This window comes from Paraburkholderia sp. CI3, from assembly GCF_050436505.1.
GTDB classification, from domain to species: Bacteria; Pseudomonadota; Gammaproteobacteria; order Burkholderiales; family Burkholderiaceae; genus Paraburkholderia; species Paraburkholderia tuberum.
Window position 1 is genome coordinate 3717797 of the sequence record NZ_JBNDMI010000004.1, and the last position, 16279, is coordinate 3734075.

The window sequence follows — 16279 nt, forward strand, 5'->3', positions numbered from 1 at the left end:
CTCACGACGAGTATTACGTGCTCAAAAAAAGCGATGGCCAACCCCTCGCCAACGTGCGTTACAGAATTGTCGTTGACGGTAAACGGGTGATAACGGGAACCACAAGCCGGAGCGGACACACTGTGCGCGTAGTTACTCGCGGAACAGCAAGCCTCAAACTTCAATTGGAGAAATAGGAATGCCGGAAAGTCCGGATTGGCTAACGGTTCACGACACCGCGTGTACAAACACGAACCCGAACTCATGCGTTGAAGTTCGGATTGCAGCGAACCTGTTGTCGTGGAATATTCCAGCCAATAGTTACGGCGACAAGTTGCCTGTCATTCCCTCGTCATCACGTGTGTTGCGTGGCAAGATTCTGTACCATCTGGCTATCCAGGCCGCAGTGAAAAGTCGTCGAGGAGATTCGGTTTTCGGGCGTACCCTATCGATCAGGAGCAACCGTCCGAGCGACACAATACAGATTTCAGGTCCGACCGATTTAGACGGTTGCGCGACGGTTATTCTCGAATCGCGCGAACCCGGGGATTTGACACTCACCGTAGCTGACGAAGATATAACCTCGGTCCCGCTGCGTTTGAGGTTCAAGGACGCATGGTACGAGAGCACGTTTCTTATTACGGGGTATCACGTTTGCTTCGAACAGGATTTTACAGGTGAAGTTGTGATTGCTCGCGGAACCAACGATCAACACAAGCGCGATTTTCTCTATGGCGCGCGAGGCGTTGTCATGCAGGGAACCGGTAAAGCATCTAACGGGCGCTATATTCGACCAATACAGGTGAATTCAGGTTGGCATAGAAATAGTCACGGCAATCGCGACTATCTCAACAACCCGGATGGCGTAGCCTTCGCTTACACGGATTCAGTGCAAGGCGCATTCGGACCGGTTACGGAGAATCGTTCGATAGCGGTCGATCCTAACGTCATACCGAAGCACGCTCAAGTCGAAATAGAGATCGTCGGCAGACGCTTCGCCGATGATACTGGCAGCGCGATTACCGGCCATCACATCGACAATTTCGTCGGTGCGGGCGCCGTTGTCCAGTCCGCTTGGGAGCATGGGGCGGTAAACAATACGCAGCGCAAAGTTAAGTATATTGGATGACCGTCGAGGAATAGAGTTATGAGTAAACAACGCTTAGCACATAGACTCAGCGCCGGGTTGTTTTGTACGTTGCTTGTTCCGACTGTCTACGCTGACGGGTCGATTAGCTTCAACGATTACATCGTGCCGATGCTGAAGGATCGCCCCCAATTTAAGGAATTTATACTGCAATCGTTTTCGGTTACGGATACGGGATGGGGGATCCGAATAAATAGTCCGACAATGCCCCATATGGGCGGCGCGCGAATGGGACCATACAGATTCCAGGCTATCTGGCACAGTCCGCGTGGCGACACTCCTGTTACTCTTGTAATTGATACTAAAACGGAGTTTTTTGATCGCCACCGTCGGCAAATAACCGGTAGCGATCTACGCGGAACCACTTCGATTACGGAAACGCTGGACTCTATTGAAGTCGAGCCAGCCCAAACACAATAGCTTGCGCATCTTATGACCGCAATCGTTGGCCCGCTTTGTGGGACCTTCCATCTTGTCTTGCCGGAAGACAATCTGCAACTTTGGCAGACAGTATCAGTCAACACGCCAGAGAGTTTTTGAAAGGAGTTGAGGCGAACAGAACGCGCCATCAATGCAAAAGTGCACGTACCGTTGTTTCAGTACGTGTACGATGCATTGGTGAGTGTTTTTTTTAATGCTGTAGCAGACCATGCTGCGGACGAATTGACGCATCGCGAAAATCAGGTGACTACCAAAATATTCCGAATTACATAAAAAAGATTTCGCTGTTCCTCGAGCTTGCGTCAACGCCGGGAAACGGAGGCTGGAGTGTTCTCTGAAGGTGTATATGATGCGTCCCACTAGAATGCTTGCTGTGCGGCTTATCATGGTTTCGATGTTTATTTTTCTTGATTCAACTGCGCTGAGCAAAACAATTTACTCGGTGCAGTTCGACTACAAAAAAGCAGCGCCATCATCGGTTTATTTTTCTGGAAAATTGCGCGAAGAAATTGACCGTCTTTGCAAGACCGGTGAGCACGCGGCAACCGCCGATATTGCTGCGTGCAGCCACAGGAATTTCGAACAAATTTACGCAGAATTGAATTCCACGATTAAATCGTTGGAAACTGAGTTGAGGAAAGGCGATGTTGATTTGAAGGTCGATAACAATCCTGTCGCATTGCCTTACTTTGAGAAAGGACAAAGGGCATGGGTCGAGTATCGCGACAACCAGTGTTACGCTGAGACCTATTCATTAGGCGAAGCGTCGGTGCGTTATATGACGTTTTGGGATTGCATGGCGCGCATAACGAAAGGGCGGATAAGCGATCTGAAGAGCACGGAAGACTAACGGAAGGCAACCGCGCCTCAAACAAGTCGCCCCGCTTTGCGGGCTTTCCATTCGAGCGTCAACGTGCTTGTTTCTGCGCTGCTTTGCACGGCAAGCCGTGGTTCGAGCCGCACCGCAAGCGACAGAAATCCTCCACGGCCTTCCACGATCAACCATAATTCCCCCCACCCCCAACCCACAAATCCGCTGCGCCGATGTGGCAAATCGATCAGGTGACGCTGCGCTTGTTCATCGCCGTGTGCGAGGAAGGCACGATCGCGCGCGCGGCCGAGCGTGAGTTCATCGCGCCGTCGGCGGTCAGCAAGCGGCTCGCCGATCTCGAAGCGCTCGTCGACGTCGCGTTGCTGTCGCGCAGCCAGCGCGGCGTGCGCGCCACCGCCGCCGGCGAAGCGCTGTTGCGCCACGCGCGGTTCATCATGCGCGGCCACGAACGCCTGCAGGCCGAGCTCAGCGAGTACGCGGCCGGCGCGCGTGGGCATGTGCGCGTGCTCGCCAACGTGTCGTCGATGGTGGAGTTTTTGCCCGAGGCGTTGTCGGCGTTTCTGCAGGCGAATCCGGCGATTCGCGTCGACGTCGAGGAGCGCGTCAGCGCGGACATCGTGCGCGGGCTCGAAGAGGGCGTCGCCGATCTGGGCATCTGCCGCGACACGGTGCCGCTCGGCAGTCTCGACACGCTGCCGTATCGCGCCGACCATCTCGCGCTGATCGTGCCGCGCGCGCATCCGCTCGCGGGCGAGACGCAGATCGGCTTCGAGCAGACGCTCGGGTTCGATCATCTGGGGCTCGCATCGAATGCGTCGGTCAATGCGCTGATGCAGCGCATCGCGCTGGAGAAGGGCAGCGAGTTGAATTACCGCACCTATGTATCGACGTTCGACGCCGCCTATCGCTTCATCCAGGCGGGTCTCGCGGTCGCGATCCTGCCGCGCGAGGCGCTGCCGCGCCATGCGGCCGACGAGTACGGCATCGTCGCCGTGCCGTTGCGCGAGGCTTGGGCCGCGCGGCGCTTCGTGATCTGTATGCGGGATCGCGCGGCGTTGACGCTGGCGGCCGCGCGATTGCTCGAGCATCTGCTGAGCGCCAGATAAGACGGGCGACACGCCTCGTCACCCACGCCTTCGCCACCTCCCCAGACAAACCCCTAGGCATTTCACCCAGGCGAGCGCCAAAGCCCGCGCCATCGGCCTGAGCGGCCATCGCGAGCGGCGATGGTGTGCTTCGTCAAAGCAGACTTTGCCGCGCGTCGTCACGCGGGCACGCTGTGACCCAGTCAGCGCATCACTTCCATCCAACGGGCCTCTGAAGCCCGCGTCCACGACCAGGATTCCAACCAATGAATGAAACCCGCGAGCGCGTCGTCGTGACCGAGGTCGGTCTGCGCGACGGTCTGCAAAGCATTGCCCGCATCATGTCCACCGACGACAAGCGGCGCTGGATCGACGCCGCCTACGCGGCCGGCGTGCGCCACATGGAAGTCGCGTCGTTCGTGCCGGCGAAGCTGCTGCCGCAAATGGCGGACGCCGCCGACGTAGTCGCCCACGCCCGTAGCTACGACGATCTCAGCGTGAGCGCGCTCGTGCCGAACCTGAAGGGCGCGCAGCACGCGCTCGAGGCTGGCGTAGAGCGCATCGTCGCGCCGATTTCGGTGAGCGCCGCGCATAGCGTCGCGAACGTGCGCAAGACGCCCGCCGAGATGATCGACGCGTTCGCCGCGATGCGCGAGCTGATCGATGGCGCGTCCCCGGCAGGTGGGCGCCGCGTCGAGTTGATCGCCGGTTTGTCGACGGTGTTCGGCTGCACGCTGCAGGGCGTCGTGCCGTACGCGGATATCGCCGCGATCGCGCGCGCCGCGGTGCAGGCCGGCGCCGACGTGATCGCGCTCGGCGATACGACCGGCGAAGCGACGCCGCGTCAGGTCGGCGAGGTCATCGAGCTGGTGCGCGACGTCGCGGGCGACAGGCTGCGCTCGCTGCATTTCCACGACACGCGCGGCCTCGGGCTCGCCAACACGCTGGTCGCGCTGCAGCACGGGATCCGCGAGTTCGATGCGTCGCTGGCTGGTCTCGGCGGCTGTCCGCATGCGCCGGGCGCAACCGGCAACGTCAATACCGAAGACCTCGTGTTCATGCTCCACAGCATGGGCTACGACACCGGTATCGACATCGCGCGGCTACTCGCATCGCGCGCGGTGCTGGCGCAAGCGCTGCCGGGCGAGCCGCTGTACGGCTATCTCGCGCGAGCGGGACTACCGAAACAGTTCGCGCATGCGCAAGCGGTCGCGCGCGACTCCGCCAGCTACGCCGAATCTTTGCGTTGTCCCCATTCTTCCGTTCCGCAGGTGCCGCAATGACTCCGCTTTCCTCCGCTACTTCAGCTTCATCGTCGACGTCCTCGCCGCAGCCGGGTACCTTGCCGCTCGCGGGCATCCGCGTGATCGAGTTGTCGCATATGGTGATGGGTCCGACCTGCGGCATGATTCTCGGCGACCTCGGCGCCGAAGTGATCAAGGTCGAGCCGCCGCGCGGCGACAGCACGCGCCGGCTGCTCGGCACCGGCGCGGGCTTTTTCCGCACCTTCAATCGCAACAAGAAGAGCGTCGCGCTCGATCTCGACAGTGAAGCCGGTCTCGCCGCGCTGAAGCAACTCGTCGATAGCGCCGACGTCTTCGTCGAAAACTTCAAGCCCGGCCGCATGGCGGGTCTCGGCCTCGATTACGCGACGCTGCGCGAGCGCAATCCCAGGCTGATTTACGTGTCCCACAAGGGCTTTCTCAATGGTCCGTACGAACATCGTCTGGCGCTCGACGAAGTCGTGCAGATGATGGCGGGCCTCGCGTACATGACCGGTCCGGTGGGCCGTCCGCTACGCGCGGGCAGCTCGGTCAACGACATCATGGGCGGCATGTTCGGCGCGATCGGCGTGCTGGCGGCGCTGCACGAGCGGCACGCGAGCGGCCGCGGCAAGGAGGTGCAGAGCGCGCTGTTCGAGAACTGCGTGCTGCTCTCGGCGCAGCACATGCAGCAGTTCGCGGCGACCGGCGTGGCGGCAGCGCCGATGCCCGAGCGCATCAGCGCCTGGGCCGTCTACGACGTGTTTACGCTCGCGCACGGCGAGCAGATGTTCATCGCCGCGACCGGCGACGCGCAGTGGCGCGCGCTGTGCGCGATTCTCGAACGCGACGATCTGCTCGGCGATGCGCGCCTCGCGACCAACAACGACCGCGTGCTCGCGCGCGGCTGGCTGCTGCAGACGCTCGGCGAAAGCCTGAGCCGTTTCGACGGCGCGACGCTCGTGCCGCTGTTCGAGCGCAATCACATTCCGTTCGCGTCGATCACGAAGCCCGAGGAGTTGTTCGACGATCCGCACCTGAACGCGAGCGGCGGCCTGGTGCCGCTGACGCTCGACGACGGCAGCGAAACCGCGATGCCGTTGCTGCCGATTTCGCTCGACGGTGCGCGTCTCGGGCCGCGTCGGCCGATCGCGAAGATCGGCGAGCACACCGTCGAGGTGCTGCGCGAACTCGGGTTCGACGACGCGCGGATCGCGGAGCTCGGCGGTGGCGTGCAATCGCGGGCGCCGCGCGCGGCTGCGTGAGCGTCGTGCCGCGCTTGACCCGCTGCAGCAGGCAATAGACCAATAATTCTGGAGACAGACGATGAAATCGTCGAATCAGGCGATGTACTCAACGGCGCTCGGCGATGCCGGCGCGCTCGACGGCTCACCCACGGACGCGGGCGCAGATGCAGCAGGCTCGGACCGCGCCGGCGCGATCGCGCTCGACGGCGCGCGCATTTCCGCGCGGCTCGACCGGCTACCCGCGACCCGCGCGATCTGGCAGCTCGTGATGCTGCTGAGCTTCGGCATGTTCTTCGAACTCTACGACCTGATGTACTCCGGCTATATCGCGCCGGGACTCGTGCACAGCGGCCTGCTGACGGCCACGACGCGCGGCCTGTTCGGCACGAGCGGCGTCGCGAGTTTCATCGCCGCGCTGTTCGCGGGCCTGTTCATCGGCACGGCGGCGTGCGGCTTTCTCGCCGACCGCTTCGGCCGGCGCGCGATCTTCACCTGGTCGCTGCTGTGGTATACGGCGGCCAACGTCGTGATGGCGTTCCAGCACACGGCGCTCGGATTGAACTGCTGGCGCTTTATCGCGGGGATCGGCATCGGCGTCGAGATCGTCACGATCGGCACGTATATTTCCGAACTCGTGCCGAAGCACATTCGCGGGCGCGCTTCGGCGTGCTCGCAGGCGGTCGGCTTCTGCGCGGTGCCGATCGTCGCGTTCCTGTCGTATCTGCTGGTGCCGCAACGCCTGTTCGGTCTCGACGGCTGGCGTGTGGTCGTGCTGATCGGCGCGATTGGCGCGATCGTGGTGTGGTGGATTCGCCGCGGCTTGCCGGAGAGCCCGCGCTGGCTCGCGCAAAAAGGCCGCCTCGACGAAGCCGACGCGGTGATGACGCGTCTCGAAGCACGCGTCGCGCGCGAGTATCGGCGCCAATGCGGCCTGCCGTTGCCCGAGCCGGCGCTGCCCGAACCGGTGCGCGCGCGGGCGGCGTTTCGTGATCTGCTGGTGCCGCCGTATCGCAGGCGCACGCTGATGCTGATCATCTTTCACGTGTTCCAGACGATGGGCTACTACGGCTTCGCGAACTGGATTCCGACGCTGCTGATGAAGCAGGGCATCACGGTGACGACGAGTCTGATGTACGCGAGCATCATCGCGATCGCGGCGCCGCTCGGGCCCTTGCTGGGGCTGCTGATCGCCGATCGCTTGGAGCGCAAGACCGTCATCGTCTGCATGGCGGCGGTCAACGTCGTGTGCGGACTCGCGTTCAGCCAGGCGCGCGAGACGGTGCTGCTCGTGAGTCTCGGCGTGTGCCTCGTGCTCGCGGGCAACATCATTTCATACAGCTATCACGCGTACCAGGCCGAACTGTTTCCGACCGGCATCCGCGCGCGCGCGGTCGGCTTCGTCTACTCGTGGAGCCGGATTTCGGCGATGTTCTCGGCGTTCGTGATCGCCGCCTGCCTCGGTCGCTTCGGCGTGAACGGTGTGTTCGTGTTCATCTCGGGGGCAATGGCGATCGTCATGGTCGCGATCGGTACGCTGGGACCGAAGACGCGCGATGTCGCGCTCGAGGATCTTTCGAAGTAGCTAGGAGTCCTGGCGAGTCTCGTCGTTGCTCGACAGCCGGTCCGATACGTTGCCGAGCAGCAGCGCGAGCAGCACCACGCCGATCATTGCGAACAGGAACCCGCCGATCATCGTGGCAAGTATCAGCGTGATCCATGAAATGCCGTTCATGTGTGCGGTCCAGCGCGTTTGTCGGGGCATCGTAACCCGTTCAGAACCACTTCTATGTGCGCTTGCCCGCCGTAAACCTGTCAGGCGACGCCGAACTATCGTCGCGTCGTGCCATTACGCGGCGCGTTTTGCCCGGGTGTCACAGTCGTTGCATAGGGATGGCGGACTTCGTTCGCTGTCCTCGACCCCCCTTGCGGAAACCTCGTAGTCCATTTCCGCAATCGGTTGGCGGAAATGCACCCGCTCGCACCCGACTTATTCCGCCATTGGCCCACCTATTGCGGGGGCGCTAAAGTTGTCCGATATCCGTGTTTCAGGTTTGAAACGTTAATCGCCACGTTAATATTCGCGCCATCAATAAAAATAGATTAAATAATCTGTTCTGGCGCGTTGAGTGCTTGCATTGGACGGCGCAAGGGTCGGTTGCGCGGCGCTTGCGCGGATCGTCAGAGGAAGTTGTCGATGGAGCCGGGCCCGCTTGGTAGGGGCGGGGTTGTTCCACTCATCAATAGCCCATCTCGGCAAAAAATCTCTTTTAAAATACGCCTCGGCGGGTACATAAGGCGGAGACACGCCGTTTTTCGAGTAGCCGCGCAGTGTGCGCTGGCGTACGCATTCATTTTTTAAATTGCATTAAGATTTGCGAGTGCATATTCAACCATATGCGGTTAGACGATTAATCCAGTGAAAGGACGGTCGTTTCGGTATTGTGCCGAATTGCACTGGCCGATCACGTATTCATAGTGCCAATATGTCTGCACTTTCGGACATGACGGCAGAGCGCCGGAGGCCGTCGCTATGATGCACTGCGCGGAGTTCGCATTGTGCGTGATCGTAAAAGGTGTAGTAGATCGTTTTCTGTCGAGAGGATGACTATGACCTGCGCGAGTCTGGAGTCTGCAATGCTGCGCTGGGTGCATGCTCCGAACAAGGGCGTGCGTCGTGTCGCGATTCTGTTGTTCAACGACTGCTCGCTGCAAGGGGCGGGCGTGATCGCCGAGGTGTTCCAGGCTGCCAACGAACTCGCCACCTCCGGTTCGGGCGCGTGGCTGTACGACGTATCGTTCTTGTCCGCCGGCGGCGGCATGGTGACTTCGTCGTCGGGTTTGCGCGTCTGGACCGACGGACTCGACGCGCGCCATTACGGCGGCTTCGACGCGCTCTATGTGGCGGGCGGCAAGGGCGCGGCGGCGGCGGCGCGCGATGAGCGTCTGCTCGGATGGCTGCGGCGCGTGCGTCGCAACACCGCGATGATCCGGCCGATCGCCGAAGGGCGCGCGGTGCTCGACGCGGCGGCCCTGCCCGAGGACAAGGAAGAGAGCGACCCGCGCCAGTCGGCCTTGGCCAGAAATGGCGCGGGCTCGGCGGAGCAGGGCGTCGTCGACCTTAGCGACCGGCTGGAATCTATGCGCAGCGCGCTCGCGATGATCAAGCGCGATCTGGGCAACGCGACCGCGCGCTCGGCTGCCGAGCGGCTGCTGTCCGACTCGTGCACGAACCTCGCGCCGCTGCTCGGCGAGGACGGCGGCATGAGTCCCGGCGCCAAGGTTCGCGCGGCGGCGCGCTGGCTGCAGGAAAACTGCCAGCAGGCGATTTCGATTGCGGATGCCGCGCAGTTCGCGGCGATGAGCGAGCGCAACTTTCTGCGCCGCTTCAAGATGGAAATGGGTATCACGCCGTCGAGTTTCCTGTTGCACGAGCGCCTCGCGGTGACGTGCAGCCTGTTGACCGAATCGGAATTGCCGGTCGACAAGATCGCCCGGCGCACCGGGATGGGCAACGGCGACCGGCTCGCGAAAGTGTTTCGCAAGCGGATGAGGATTTCGCCGACCGAGTTCAGGATGCAAAGCCGCCGTATGGCAGGCGAGTAGCACCGACGGAGCCAGCCCGGTAACCGCGCGTGACAGGCGGGGACCGGTCCGTTGTTCGCCGTACCTTGCAGATCGAAAAGGATTCCCGATATGTTGACGCAGGCAGGTGTGAGCGCCCGATCCGTCGAGCCGAACGGCGCAAGCGCCGGGGTTGCTGGCGCGCGCTGCGCGCACATCGTCCCGGTCATTCTCGCGGGCGGCTCGGGCACGCGGCTTTGGCCGGTGTCGCGCGAAAACTTTCCGAAGCAGCTGATCGACGTGGTCGGCTCCGACTCGCTGCTGCAGGCGACCGCGCGGCGCCTCGAGAGCTTCCCGGCGGGCTGGAGCGTCGACGCTTCGCCGATCGTCGTGTGCGGCGAGGAGCATCGCTTCGTGATCGCCGAACAGTTGCATGAAAACGGCGTCGACGCGCGTCTGATCGTCGAGCCCGCGCGCCGCGACACGGCGCCCGCGCTGACGCTCGCAGCATCGCTCGCGTGCGCGGCCGGCGACGACGCGATCCTGAGATCGTGATGCCGGCCGACCACGCGATCGCGGATCTGCCTGCCCTGCAGCGCGCGCTAGCGTGCGCGGCGCACCACGCGAGCGAGGGCGCGATTGCGACGCTCGGTGTGCCGCCGACGCGTCCCGACACCGGCTTCGGCTATATCCGGATCGGCGCGGCATTGGCCGCTGGCGGCCACGCGATCGACGGTTTCGTCGAGAAGCCCGCCGAGGAAATCGCGAGGCAATACCTGGCGGCCGGCACCTACTGGTGGAATAGCGGCATCTTCATCGTGCGCGCGCGCGTGTGGCTCGACACGCTCGCGGCGCTGCGGCCCGACATGCATGCGCCGTGCGCAACCGCGTTCGCGAGCGGCAAGCAGGACGGCGACGTATTCCGGCCATCGCACGACGCGTTCCTCGACGTGCCCGCCGATTCGATCGACTACGCGGTGATGGAGCGTTTGACCGAACCGGTGCCGGCGCAAGACGACAGCGCGAGCAACGTCGAAGCGCAAGGCGCGGCACAGAACGATATGCAAGCTCAAAGTCGAGCCGCGGTCATTCCGCCCGGCGTCGTGATCCCGCTCGAAGCCGGCTGGTCCGACCTCGGCTCATGGGACGCGGTATGGGCCGCGATGGAGAAGGACCCGAACGGCAACGCCGGGCGCGGCCGCGTGGCGTTCGAAGGCGCGGTGTCCTGCTATGCGCATTCGGAAGGGCGGCTCGTCGCGTGCGTCGGCACCGCGAACGTCGTCGTGGTCGAGACCGCGGACGCGGTGCTCGTGGTGGATCGCTCGCATGTGCAGGACGTCAAGGGGCTCGTGTCGCGCATCAAGGCGCAGCACGCGCCGGAGGCCGACGCGCATCGCAAGGTGCGGCGCCCGTGGGGCTTCTACGACTCGATCGATCGCGGCGAGCGCTTCCAGGTCAAGCGCATCGTCGTGACGCCCGGCGCAAAGCTGTCGCTGCAACTCCATCATCATCGCGCTGAGCATTGGGTGGTCGTGCGCGGCACCGCGCTCGTCACGCGCGGCGAAGAGCAGTTCCTGCTCAGCGAAAACGAATCGACCTACATTCCGCTCGGCACGCGTCACCGGCTCGAAAACCCCGGCAGGGTGCCGCTCGAAATCATCGAAATCCAGTCGGGTACCTATCTCGGCGAAGACGACATCGTGAGGTTTGACGACAACTACGGCCGCTGCCCGTAGGCAGCCCATGCACGCCCCTTTTTGCGTACAGGAACGGCAGAACGAGGTAAGTAAAATGCGCAAGTTTCAGGATCTGCTCGCGCGGATTTTCGATGTCGCGCTGGTATTGGCGGGTGCGACCGTGGCGTCGCGGATCCGCTTTGATTATCTCGGCCAGTCGGGTTTCTACTGGGCGCTGGTGATGTTTTCGGCTGCGTTCGCGCTCGCGATCTTCCCCGCGTTCGGCGTCTACGAATCATGGCGCGGCCGCTCGAAGCTCGGGCTCGCCGGTCAGGTGTCGCTCGCGTGGCTGATCGTGCAGGCCTGCGCGCTCGTGCTGATGTACTCGCTGCATCGCATCGATATCGTGTCGCGGCTGTGGTTCTCGTACTGGACCGCGACGACGGGTGGCCTGCTGATCGCGAATCGGGTGATCGCGCACGCGGTGCTCGCGCGGGCGCGCGGCGCGGGTATGAACCTGCATCAGGTGGCGATGGTCGGCAGCGGTTCGCAGTGCGATGCGCTCCTGCGCCGCATCGAGTCGGCGCCGACCGCGGGCTTTCGCGCGACCGCCGTCTACAACACGCGCCCGGACGACTCCGGCGTGACGAATCCGTGCGTGCCGGTGTTCGATCGCGTGGATCTGCTGGCCGACTACATCCGCACCAACGACGTGCACGAGCTATGGCTGATGCTGTCGCTGTCCGAGGAGCCGCTGATCTGCGCGCTGATCGACGAGTTCCGCGACGACCTCGTGAATATCCGCTTCATGCCGGACGTGCGCAGCCATGCGCTGTTCGAAGGCAGTGGCGTGGTCGATCTGCTCGGCGTGCCGGCGATCAATCTGGTCGCCTCGCCGCTGTCGGCCAACGCGATGCTGAAAAAGGAAGTCTTCGACCGGCTGTTCGCCGCGGCCGCGATCGTTGCCCTCGCGCCGCTGCTGCTTGGCATCGCGATCGCGGTCAAGCTGTCCTCGCGCGGACCGGTGCTGTTCAAACAGAAGCGCAAGGGCGCGGACGGCCGAGTGTTCACGATCTACAAGTTCCGCTCGATGCGCGTGCATACCGAAGCGAAGGGCACTTTGAGCCAGGCGACGCGCAACGACAAGCGCGTGACGAAAGTGGGCGCGTTTCTGCGCCGCACGAGCCTCGACGAGCTGCCGCAATTTTTCAACGTGTTGCGTGGCGACATGTCGGTCGTAGGACCGCGTCCCCATGCGCTCGAGCACGACGACCTCTATCAGAAGGTGGTCGCGGGCTATATCAATCGCTACCGGATCAAACCGGGAATCACGGGCTGGGCGCAAATCAACGGCTTCCGTGGCGAAACCGACCGCATCGAGAAGATGGAGCGTCGCGTCGAACATGACCTGTACTACCTGGGTCACTGGTCGTTCGCACTCGACATGCGGATCATCGGCGCGACGATTGTCGCCGGACTGGTGCATCGAAACGCTTACTAGAAAGTCGATAACAACGCCTCGGGGCGAAGGAGTAAAGATCATGAGCTCACTTGGTTTTCGCACAGGAAGTCTTGTGGTTTTCGCAAGCGCAGCATTGCTTTCCGGATGTCAGATCGTACCGGGACAACGGATGGTCACGCCGGCCGCGATTCAGGACACGGGTGGCGAATTCAGTACCGAAGCCTCGCAGCAGAAGCAGATTCCGATCACCGATATCAATCTGGAACTGCTGAAGAAGCTGAATGCCGACCAGACTGCCGCGGTGTTGCCGCCGACGACGACGGGTCTGTTCGGCAAGCCGGCCATGTACAGGGTCGGCCCCGGCGACGTGCTGCAGATCGTCGTGTGGGATCACCCGGAACTCGCGGCCGCGCTGGGACAGCCGCCGACGACCTCGCGCCCTTCCGATGCAAGTCCGGGCTTCCTGATCGACGAGAACGGCGACATCCAGTTTCCGTACGCGGGCAACCTGCACGTCGCCGGCAAGGACGTCGCGACGATCCAGCGCGAGCTGCATTCGCGGCTGAGCAAGGTTTATCAGAAGCCCGAGGTGACGGTGCGCGTCGCGTCGTTCCGTAACGCGACGGTGTATATCGACGGCGAAGTGCGCACACCGGGCACGCAATCGATCAACGACATTCCGATGTCGCTGACGAACGCGATCGGCCTGAGCGGCGGCTTCAACGCGAGCGCGGATCGCAGCAGGGTCGATCTGATCCGCGACGGCAAGACCTATAGGCTGAACATCGACGACCTCATCAAGCACGGCCGCAATCCGTCGGATATCTATCTGCAGCCGGGCGATACCGTGCGCGTGAACGCGCGCGAAGACAGCGGCGTCTACGTGATGGGCGAAGTCAACAAGCCGGCCACGGTGCTGCCGTTGCGCAACGGCTCGCTGACGCTGTCGCAGGCGATCTCCGACGGCGGCAGCTTCGACTCGAATACGGCCTCGGGGCAGCAGCTGTTCGTGATCCGCAATTCGACCAGCGACTCGCCGCAGATCTATCACCTCGATGCGACCTCGCCGGTGGCGATGCTGCTTGCGAACCAGTTCGAGCTGCAGCCGAAGGACATCGTGTACGTCGGTCAGGGCGGTCTGGTTCGCTTCAACCGTGTGTTGAACCTGCTGTTGCCTGCGATCAACGCGGCGGTGACGGGAGTCGTCGTGTCGAAGTGACGCATGCGTGACGCGATATCTGAACCGGCAGGCCTTGTTGGGTGAAAACATGGCAATCAATTACGAAAACCGTTACGCCGGCGTGTATGAACCGGGGCAGTTGCATCTGTCGGACTACGTGCGCACGATCGTGCGCGGTTGGCGCACGATCCTCACCGTGACGCTGATCGCGCTCGCGCTCGGTTGCGCATACGCGTTCCTCACGCCGCCGGTCTATCGTTCGGACGTGCTGTTTCACGTCCAGGACAGGACGGCGAACGCGGTGAACGTCAATGCGAACGGCCGGGACGCGGCGGCGCCGCTTCCCGGCGCGTACGATTCGAAGCCGTCGACCGCGGCGCAGATCGAGCTTTTGAAGTCGCGTCTCGTCACCGAGGAGGCGGTCCGCGCGCTGCACCTCGACATCACGGCGAAGCCGCGTTATCTGCCGGTGATCGGCAGCAAGATCGCCGGACTCGTGAACGGGCACTGGTGGTTCCGGCTGCCGTCGTTCGTCAACCTGCGCGGGTTCGCGTGGGGCAACGAGAGCATCGCGGTGTCGCGCTTCGACACGTCGAAGGACCTGTATGGCGAGACCTTCACGCTGGTCGCGGGCGCCGGCAACACCTTCATGCTGCGCGATCCTCACGGCAGCGCGATCCTGTCGGGGCGCGTCGGCGAGACCGTGCAAACCGATACCGCGGTCGGCCCGGTCACGCTGCACGTCGACACACTGGTCGGCGCGCCCGGCTCGCGTTTCGAGCTGACGCGCGCGTCGACGCTCGGCACGGTAGAGCGTCTGGCGAAGACGATGGTCGTGCAGGAAACGGCGGAGGACTCTGGCGTGATCCGCGTGAGTCTCGAAGGCGCCGATCCGGCGCTGATCGCGGCGATCGTCAACAACGTGGCGCGCCAGTTCGTGCGGCAGGATCTCGCGAGCCGTTCGACCGAATCCGACCACACGCTCGCGTATCTCGAACAGCAACTGCCCGACGCGCGCAAGGCGCTCGACGACGCGGAAGAGCGCTACGGCAAGTTCCGCAATACACATGGCGCCGTCGATCTCGGTGAAGAAAGCAAGCTGCTGCTGCAGCAGATCGTCGACAACAAGACGAAGCTGCTCGATCTGCAGCAGCAGCGCGCGGAGCTGTTGCAGCGTTTTACGCCGAATCATCCGATGGTCGCCGCGCTCGATGCGCAGATCGCCGCGTTGCAGGGCGCGCAGAGCACGATGAACCACAGCGTCTCGACGATGCCCGACACCGAGCAGACCGCGCTGCGTCTGCAGCGCGACGTGCACGTGAACACCGATCTGTACACGAACCTGCTCAACAGCGTGCAGCGACTGCGGGTCGCGCAGGCGGGGCAGGTGGGCGGCGTGCGCGTGGTGGACTTCGCCGAAACGCCCGACGATCCGGTGTGGCCGAAGCGCATGCTGGTGATCCTGATCTCGCTTGGCGGCGGCCTCGCGCTCGGCTTGCTGCTGGTCTTCCTGCGGCGCGCGATGCGCGGCGGCGTGGAGCGCCCGGACGAACTCGAGGGGATGCTCGGCGTGCCGGTATTCGCAGTGGTGCCGCGCAGCCAGACGCAGTTGCGCCTGCAGGAAAAGGTGTCGCTGCGCCAGCGCGGGCAGCATGTGCTGGCGCAACAGGCGCCCGAAGATATCGCGGTGGAAGGGGTGCGCAATCTGCGCACCTCGCTGCAGCTGTCGCTCGATCATGCGGCCAACAACGTCGTGATGATCACCGGCTCGCGGCCCGATGCGGGCAAGTCGTTCCTGTCGGTGAATCTGGCGACGCTGGTCGCGTCGGCGAACAAGCGCGTGCTGATCATCGACGGCGATATGCGACGCGGCGACGTGCATTCGCATTTCGGCGTCAGCCATCGGCCGGGACTGTCCGACGTGCTGTGCGGCGGCGATCTCAACGCGATGATCCAGCGCGACGTGCTGCCCAACCTCGACGTGCTCGCGAAAGGCACGCTGCCCTCGCACCCGGCTGAGCTGCTGATGAGCAAACGCTTCGAAGCGATGCTCGAGGTGCTGAAGCCGCAATACGACGTCGTGATCATCGACACGCCGCCGGTGCTCGCCGTGACCGACTCGACGCTGATCGGCAAATACGCGGCGACGACGCTGCTCGTCGTGCGGCATGGGCGTCAACCGCTGCATGAGATCATCGAAACCACCAAACGCCTGCGTAACGGTGGCGTCGGTCTGCGCGGCGTGCTGCTCACCGACGTGCCGCAGGAAGCGGCGTTCCTCGGCTCAGGGTATCAGGGCGGCTATTACGGCTACGACAGCATCGCCGGCTGACACTGCTGCCCGCGCGCGCGTCTTTCGGGGCGCCGCGCGGGCGGGCGTGATCGACTGCACGCCCGTGCCGCCGTC

14 protein-coding genes are annotated in these 16279 nt (G+C 63.3%); 13 read left to right on the plus strand and 1 reads right to left on the minus strand.

The window, feature by feature from the left end; all coding sequences use genetic code 11:
* The first annotated feature begins 178 nt into the window (after positions 1 to 178).
* The 7 genes from OKW29_RS38560 to OKW29_RS38590 all read left to right on the plus strand — a co-directional run bounded on the left by OKW29_RS38560 (position 179) and on the right by OKW29_RS38590 (position 7575).
* Positions 179 to 1108 carry a 3D domain-containing protein gene (locus tag OKW29_RS38560; protein ID WP_429294576.1) on the plus strand — a complete coding sequence of 310 codons (930 nt, stop codon included), beginning with the start codon at positions 179 to 181 and terminating at the stop codon, positions 1106 to 1108.
* Between the two features lie 564 nt (positions 1109 to 1672).
* Entirely contained in the window at positions 1673 to 1840 is a 168-nt protein-coding gene (locus tag OKW29_RS38565) for a glycoside hydrolase family protein (protein ID WP_429294577.1), read from the plus strand.
* A 73-nt stretch (positions 1841 to 1913) separates the two neighbouring features.
* On the plus strand, positions 1914 to 2417 hold the full coding sequence (locus OKW29_RS38570; protein ID WP_429294578.1) for a lysozyme inhibitor LprI family protein: 504 nt from the start codon (positions 1914 to 1916) through the stop codon (positions 2415 to 2417).
* Positions 2418 to 2611: 194 nt separating this feature from the next.
* A complete protein-coding gene (locus OKW29_RS38575; RefSeq protein WP_429294579.1) occupies positions 2612 to 3505 on the plus strand; it encodes a LysR family transcriptional regulator in 894 nt (297 codons plus the stop codon).
* A 245-nt stretch (positions 3506 to 3750) separates the two neighbouring features.
* Positions 3751 to 4767 (plus strand): hydroxymethylglutaryl-CoA lyase, encoded by a 1017-nt coding sequence (locus tag OKW29_RS38580; RefSeq protein WP_429294580.1) that lies wholly within the window; start codon positions 3751 to 3753, stop codon positions 4765 to 4767.
* The gene (locus OKW29_RS38585) at positions 4764 to 6011 is read left to right on the plus strand and encodes a CaiB/BaiF CoA transferase family protein (protein WP_429294581.1); all 1248 of its coding nucleotides are present in this window, start codon (positions 4764 to 4766) and stop codon (positions 6009 to 6011) included. The genes OKW29_RS38580 and OKW29_RS38585 overlap by 4 nt, the downstream gene beginning before the upstream one ends.
* A 61-nt stretch (positions 6012 to 6072) precedes the next feature.
* The gene (locus tag OKW29_RS38590; protein ID WP_429294582.1) at positions 6073 to 7575 is read left to right on the plus strand and encodes an MFS transporter; all 1503 of its coding nucleotides are present in this window, start codon (positions 6073 to 6075) and stop codon (positions 7573 to 7575) included.
* On the opposite strand, the gene OKW29_RS38595 is transcribed toward OKW29_RS38590, so the two are convergent.
* Positions 7576 to 7725 (minus strand): hypothetical protein, encoded by a 150-nt coding sequence (locus OKW29_RS38595; protein ID WP_176109418.1) that lies wholly within the window; start codon positions 7723 to 7725, stop codon positions 7576 to 7578.
* Between the two features lie 875 nt (positions 7726 to 8600).
* Here OKW29_RS38595 and OKW29_RS38600 point away from each other — a divergent pair.
* The 6 genes from OKW29_RS38600 to OKW29_RS38625 all read left to right on the plus strand — a co-directional run bounded on the left by OKW29_RS38600 (position 8601) and on the right by OKW29_RS38625 (position 16204).
* Complete coding sequence (locus OKW29_RS38600) at positions 8601 to 9596, plus strand: helix-turn-helix domain-containing protein (RefSeq protein WP_429295008.1); 996 nt, start codon at positions 8601 to 8603, stop codon at positions 9594 to 9596.
* Positions 9597 to 9686: 90 nt separating this feature from the next.
* Positions 9687 to 10109 (plus strand): sugar phosphate nucleotidyltransferase, encoded by a 423-nt coding sequence (locus OKW29_RS38605; protein WP_429294583.1) that lies wholly within the window; start codon positions 9687 to 9689, stop codon positions 10107 to 10109.
* A complete protein-coding gene (locus OKW29_RS38610) occupies positions 10109 to 11290 on the plus strand; it encodes a sugar phosphate nucleotidyltransferase (RefSeq protein WP_429294584.1) in 1182 nt (393 codons plus the stop codon). Before OKW29_RS38605 ends, OKW29_RS38610 begins: the two co-directional genes overlap by 1 nt.
* Before the next feature lie 55 nt (positions 11291 to 11345).
* The gene (locus tag OKW29_RS38615; protein ID WP_429294585.1) at positions 11346 to 12731 is read left to right on the plus strand and encodes an undecaprenyl-phosphate glucose phosphotransferase; all 1386 of its coding nucleotides are present in this window, start codon (positions 11346 to 11348) and stop codon (positions 12729 to 12731) included.
* 40 nt (positions 12732 to 12771) lie between these two features.
* Positions 12772 to 13911: a polysaccharide biosynthesis/export family protein gene (locus OKW29_RS38620; protein ID WP_429294586.1), complete on the plus strand. Its 1140-nt coding sequence runs from the start codon at positions 12772 to 12774 to the stop codon at positions 13909 to 13911.
* 49 nt (positions 13912 to 13960) lie between these two features.
* Positions 13961 to 16204, plus strand: a complete 2244-nt coding sequence (locus OKW29_RS38625; RefSeq protein ID WP_429294587.1) for a polysaccharide biosynthesis tyrosine autokinase — start codon at positions 13961 to 13963, stop codon at positions 16202 to 16204.
* Positions 16205 to 16279: the final 75 nt, after the last annotated feature.

Bases quoted from the DNA above. Each gene is read 5' to 3' on its own strand.
- OKW29_RS38560 (WP_429294576.1), top strand. From the start codon at position 179: ATGCCGGAAAGTCCGGATTGGCTAACGGTTCACGACACCGCGTGTACA.
- OKW29_RS38570 (WP_429294578.1), top strand. From the start codon at position 1,914: ATGATGCGTCCCACTAGAATGCTTGCTGTGCGGCTTATCATGGTTTCG.
- OKW29_RS38575 (WP_429294579.1), top strand. From the start codon at position 2,612: ATGTGGCAAATCGATCAGGTGACGCTGCGCTTGTTCATCGCCGTGTGC.
- OKW29_RS38580 (WP_429294580.1), top strand. From the start codon at position 3,751: ATGAATGAAACCCGCGAGCGCGTCGTCGTGACCGAGGTCGGTCTGCGC.
- OKW29_RS38585 (WP_429294581.1), top strand. From the start codon at position 4,764: ATGACTCCGCTTTCCTCCGCTACTTCAGCTTCATCGTCGACGTCCTCG.
- OKW29_RS38590 (WP_429294582.1), top strand. From the start codon at position 6,073: ATGAAATCGTCGAATCAGGCGATGTACTCAACGGCGCTCGGCGATGCC.
- OKW29_RS38595 (WP_176109418.1), bottom strand. From the start codon at position 7,725: ATGAACGGCATTTCATGGATCACGCTGATACTTGCCACGATGATCGGC.
- OKW29_RS38600 (WP_429295008.1), top strand. From the start codon at position 8,601: ATGACCTGCGCGAGTCTGGAGTCTGCAATGCTGCGCTGGGTGCATGCT.
- OKW29_RS38605 (WP_429294583.1), top strand. From the start codon at position 9,687: ATGTTGACGCAGGCAGGTGTGAGCGCCCGATCCGTCGAGCCGAACGGC.
- OKW29_RS38610 (WP_429294584.1), top strand. From the start codon at position 10,109: ATGCCGGCCGACCACGCGATCGCGGATCTGCCTGCCCTGCAGCGCGCG.
- OKW29_RS38615 (WP_429294585.1), top strand. From the start codon at position 11,346: ATGCGCAAGTTTCAGGATCTGCTCGCGCGGATTTTCGATGTCGCGCTG.
- OKW29_RS38620 (WP_429294586.1), top strand. From the start codon at position 12,772: ATGAGCTCACTTGGTTTTCGCACAGGAAGTCTTGTGGTTTTCGCAAGC.
- OKW29_RS38625 (WP_429294587.1), top strand. From the start codon at position 13,961: ATGGCAATCAATTACGAAAACCGTTACGCCGGCGTGTATGAACCGGGG.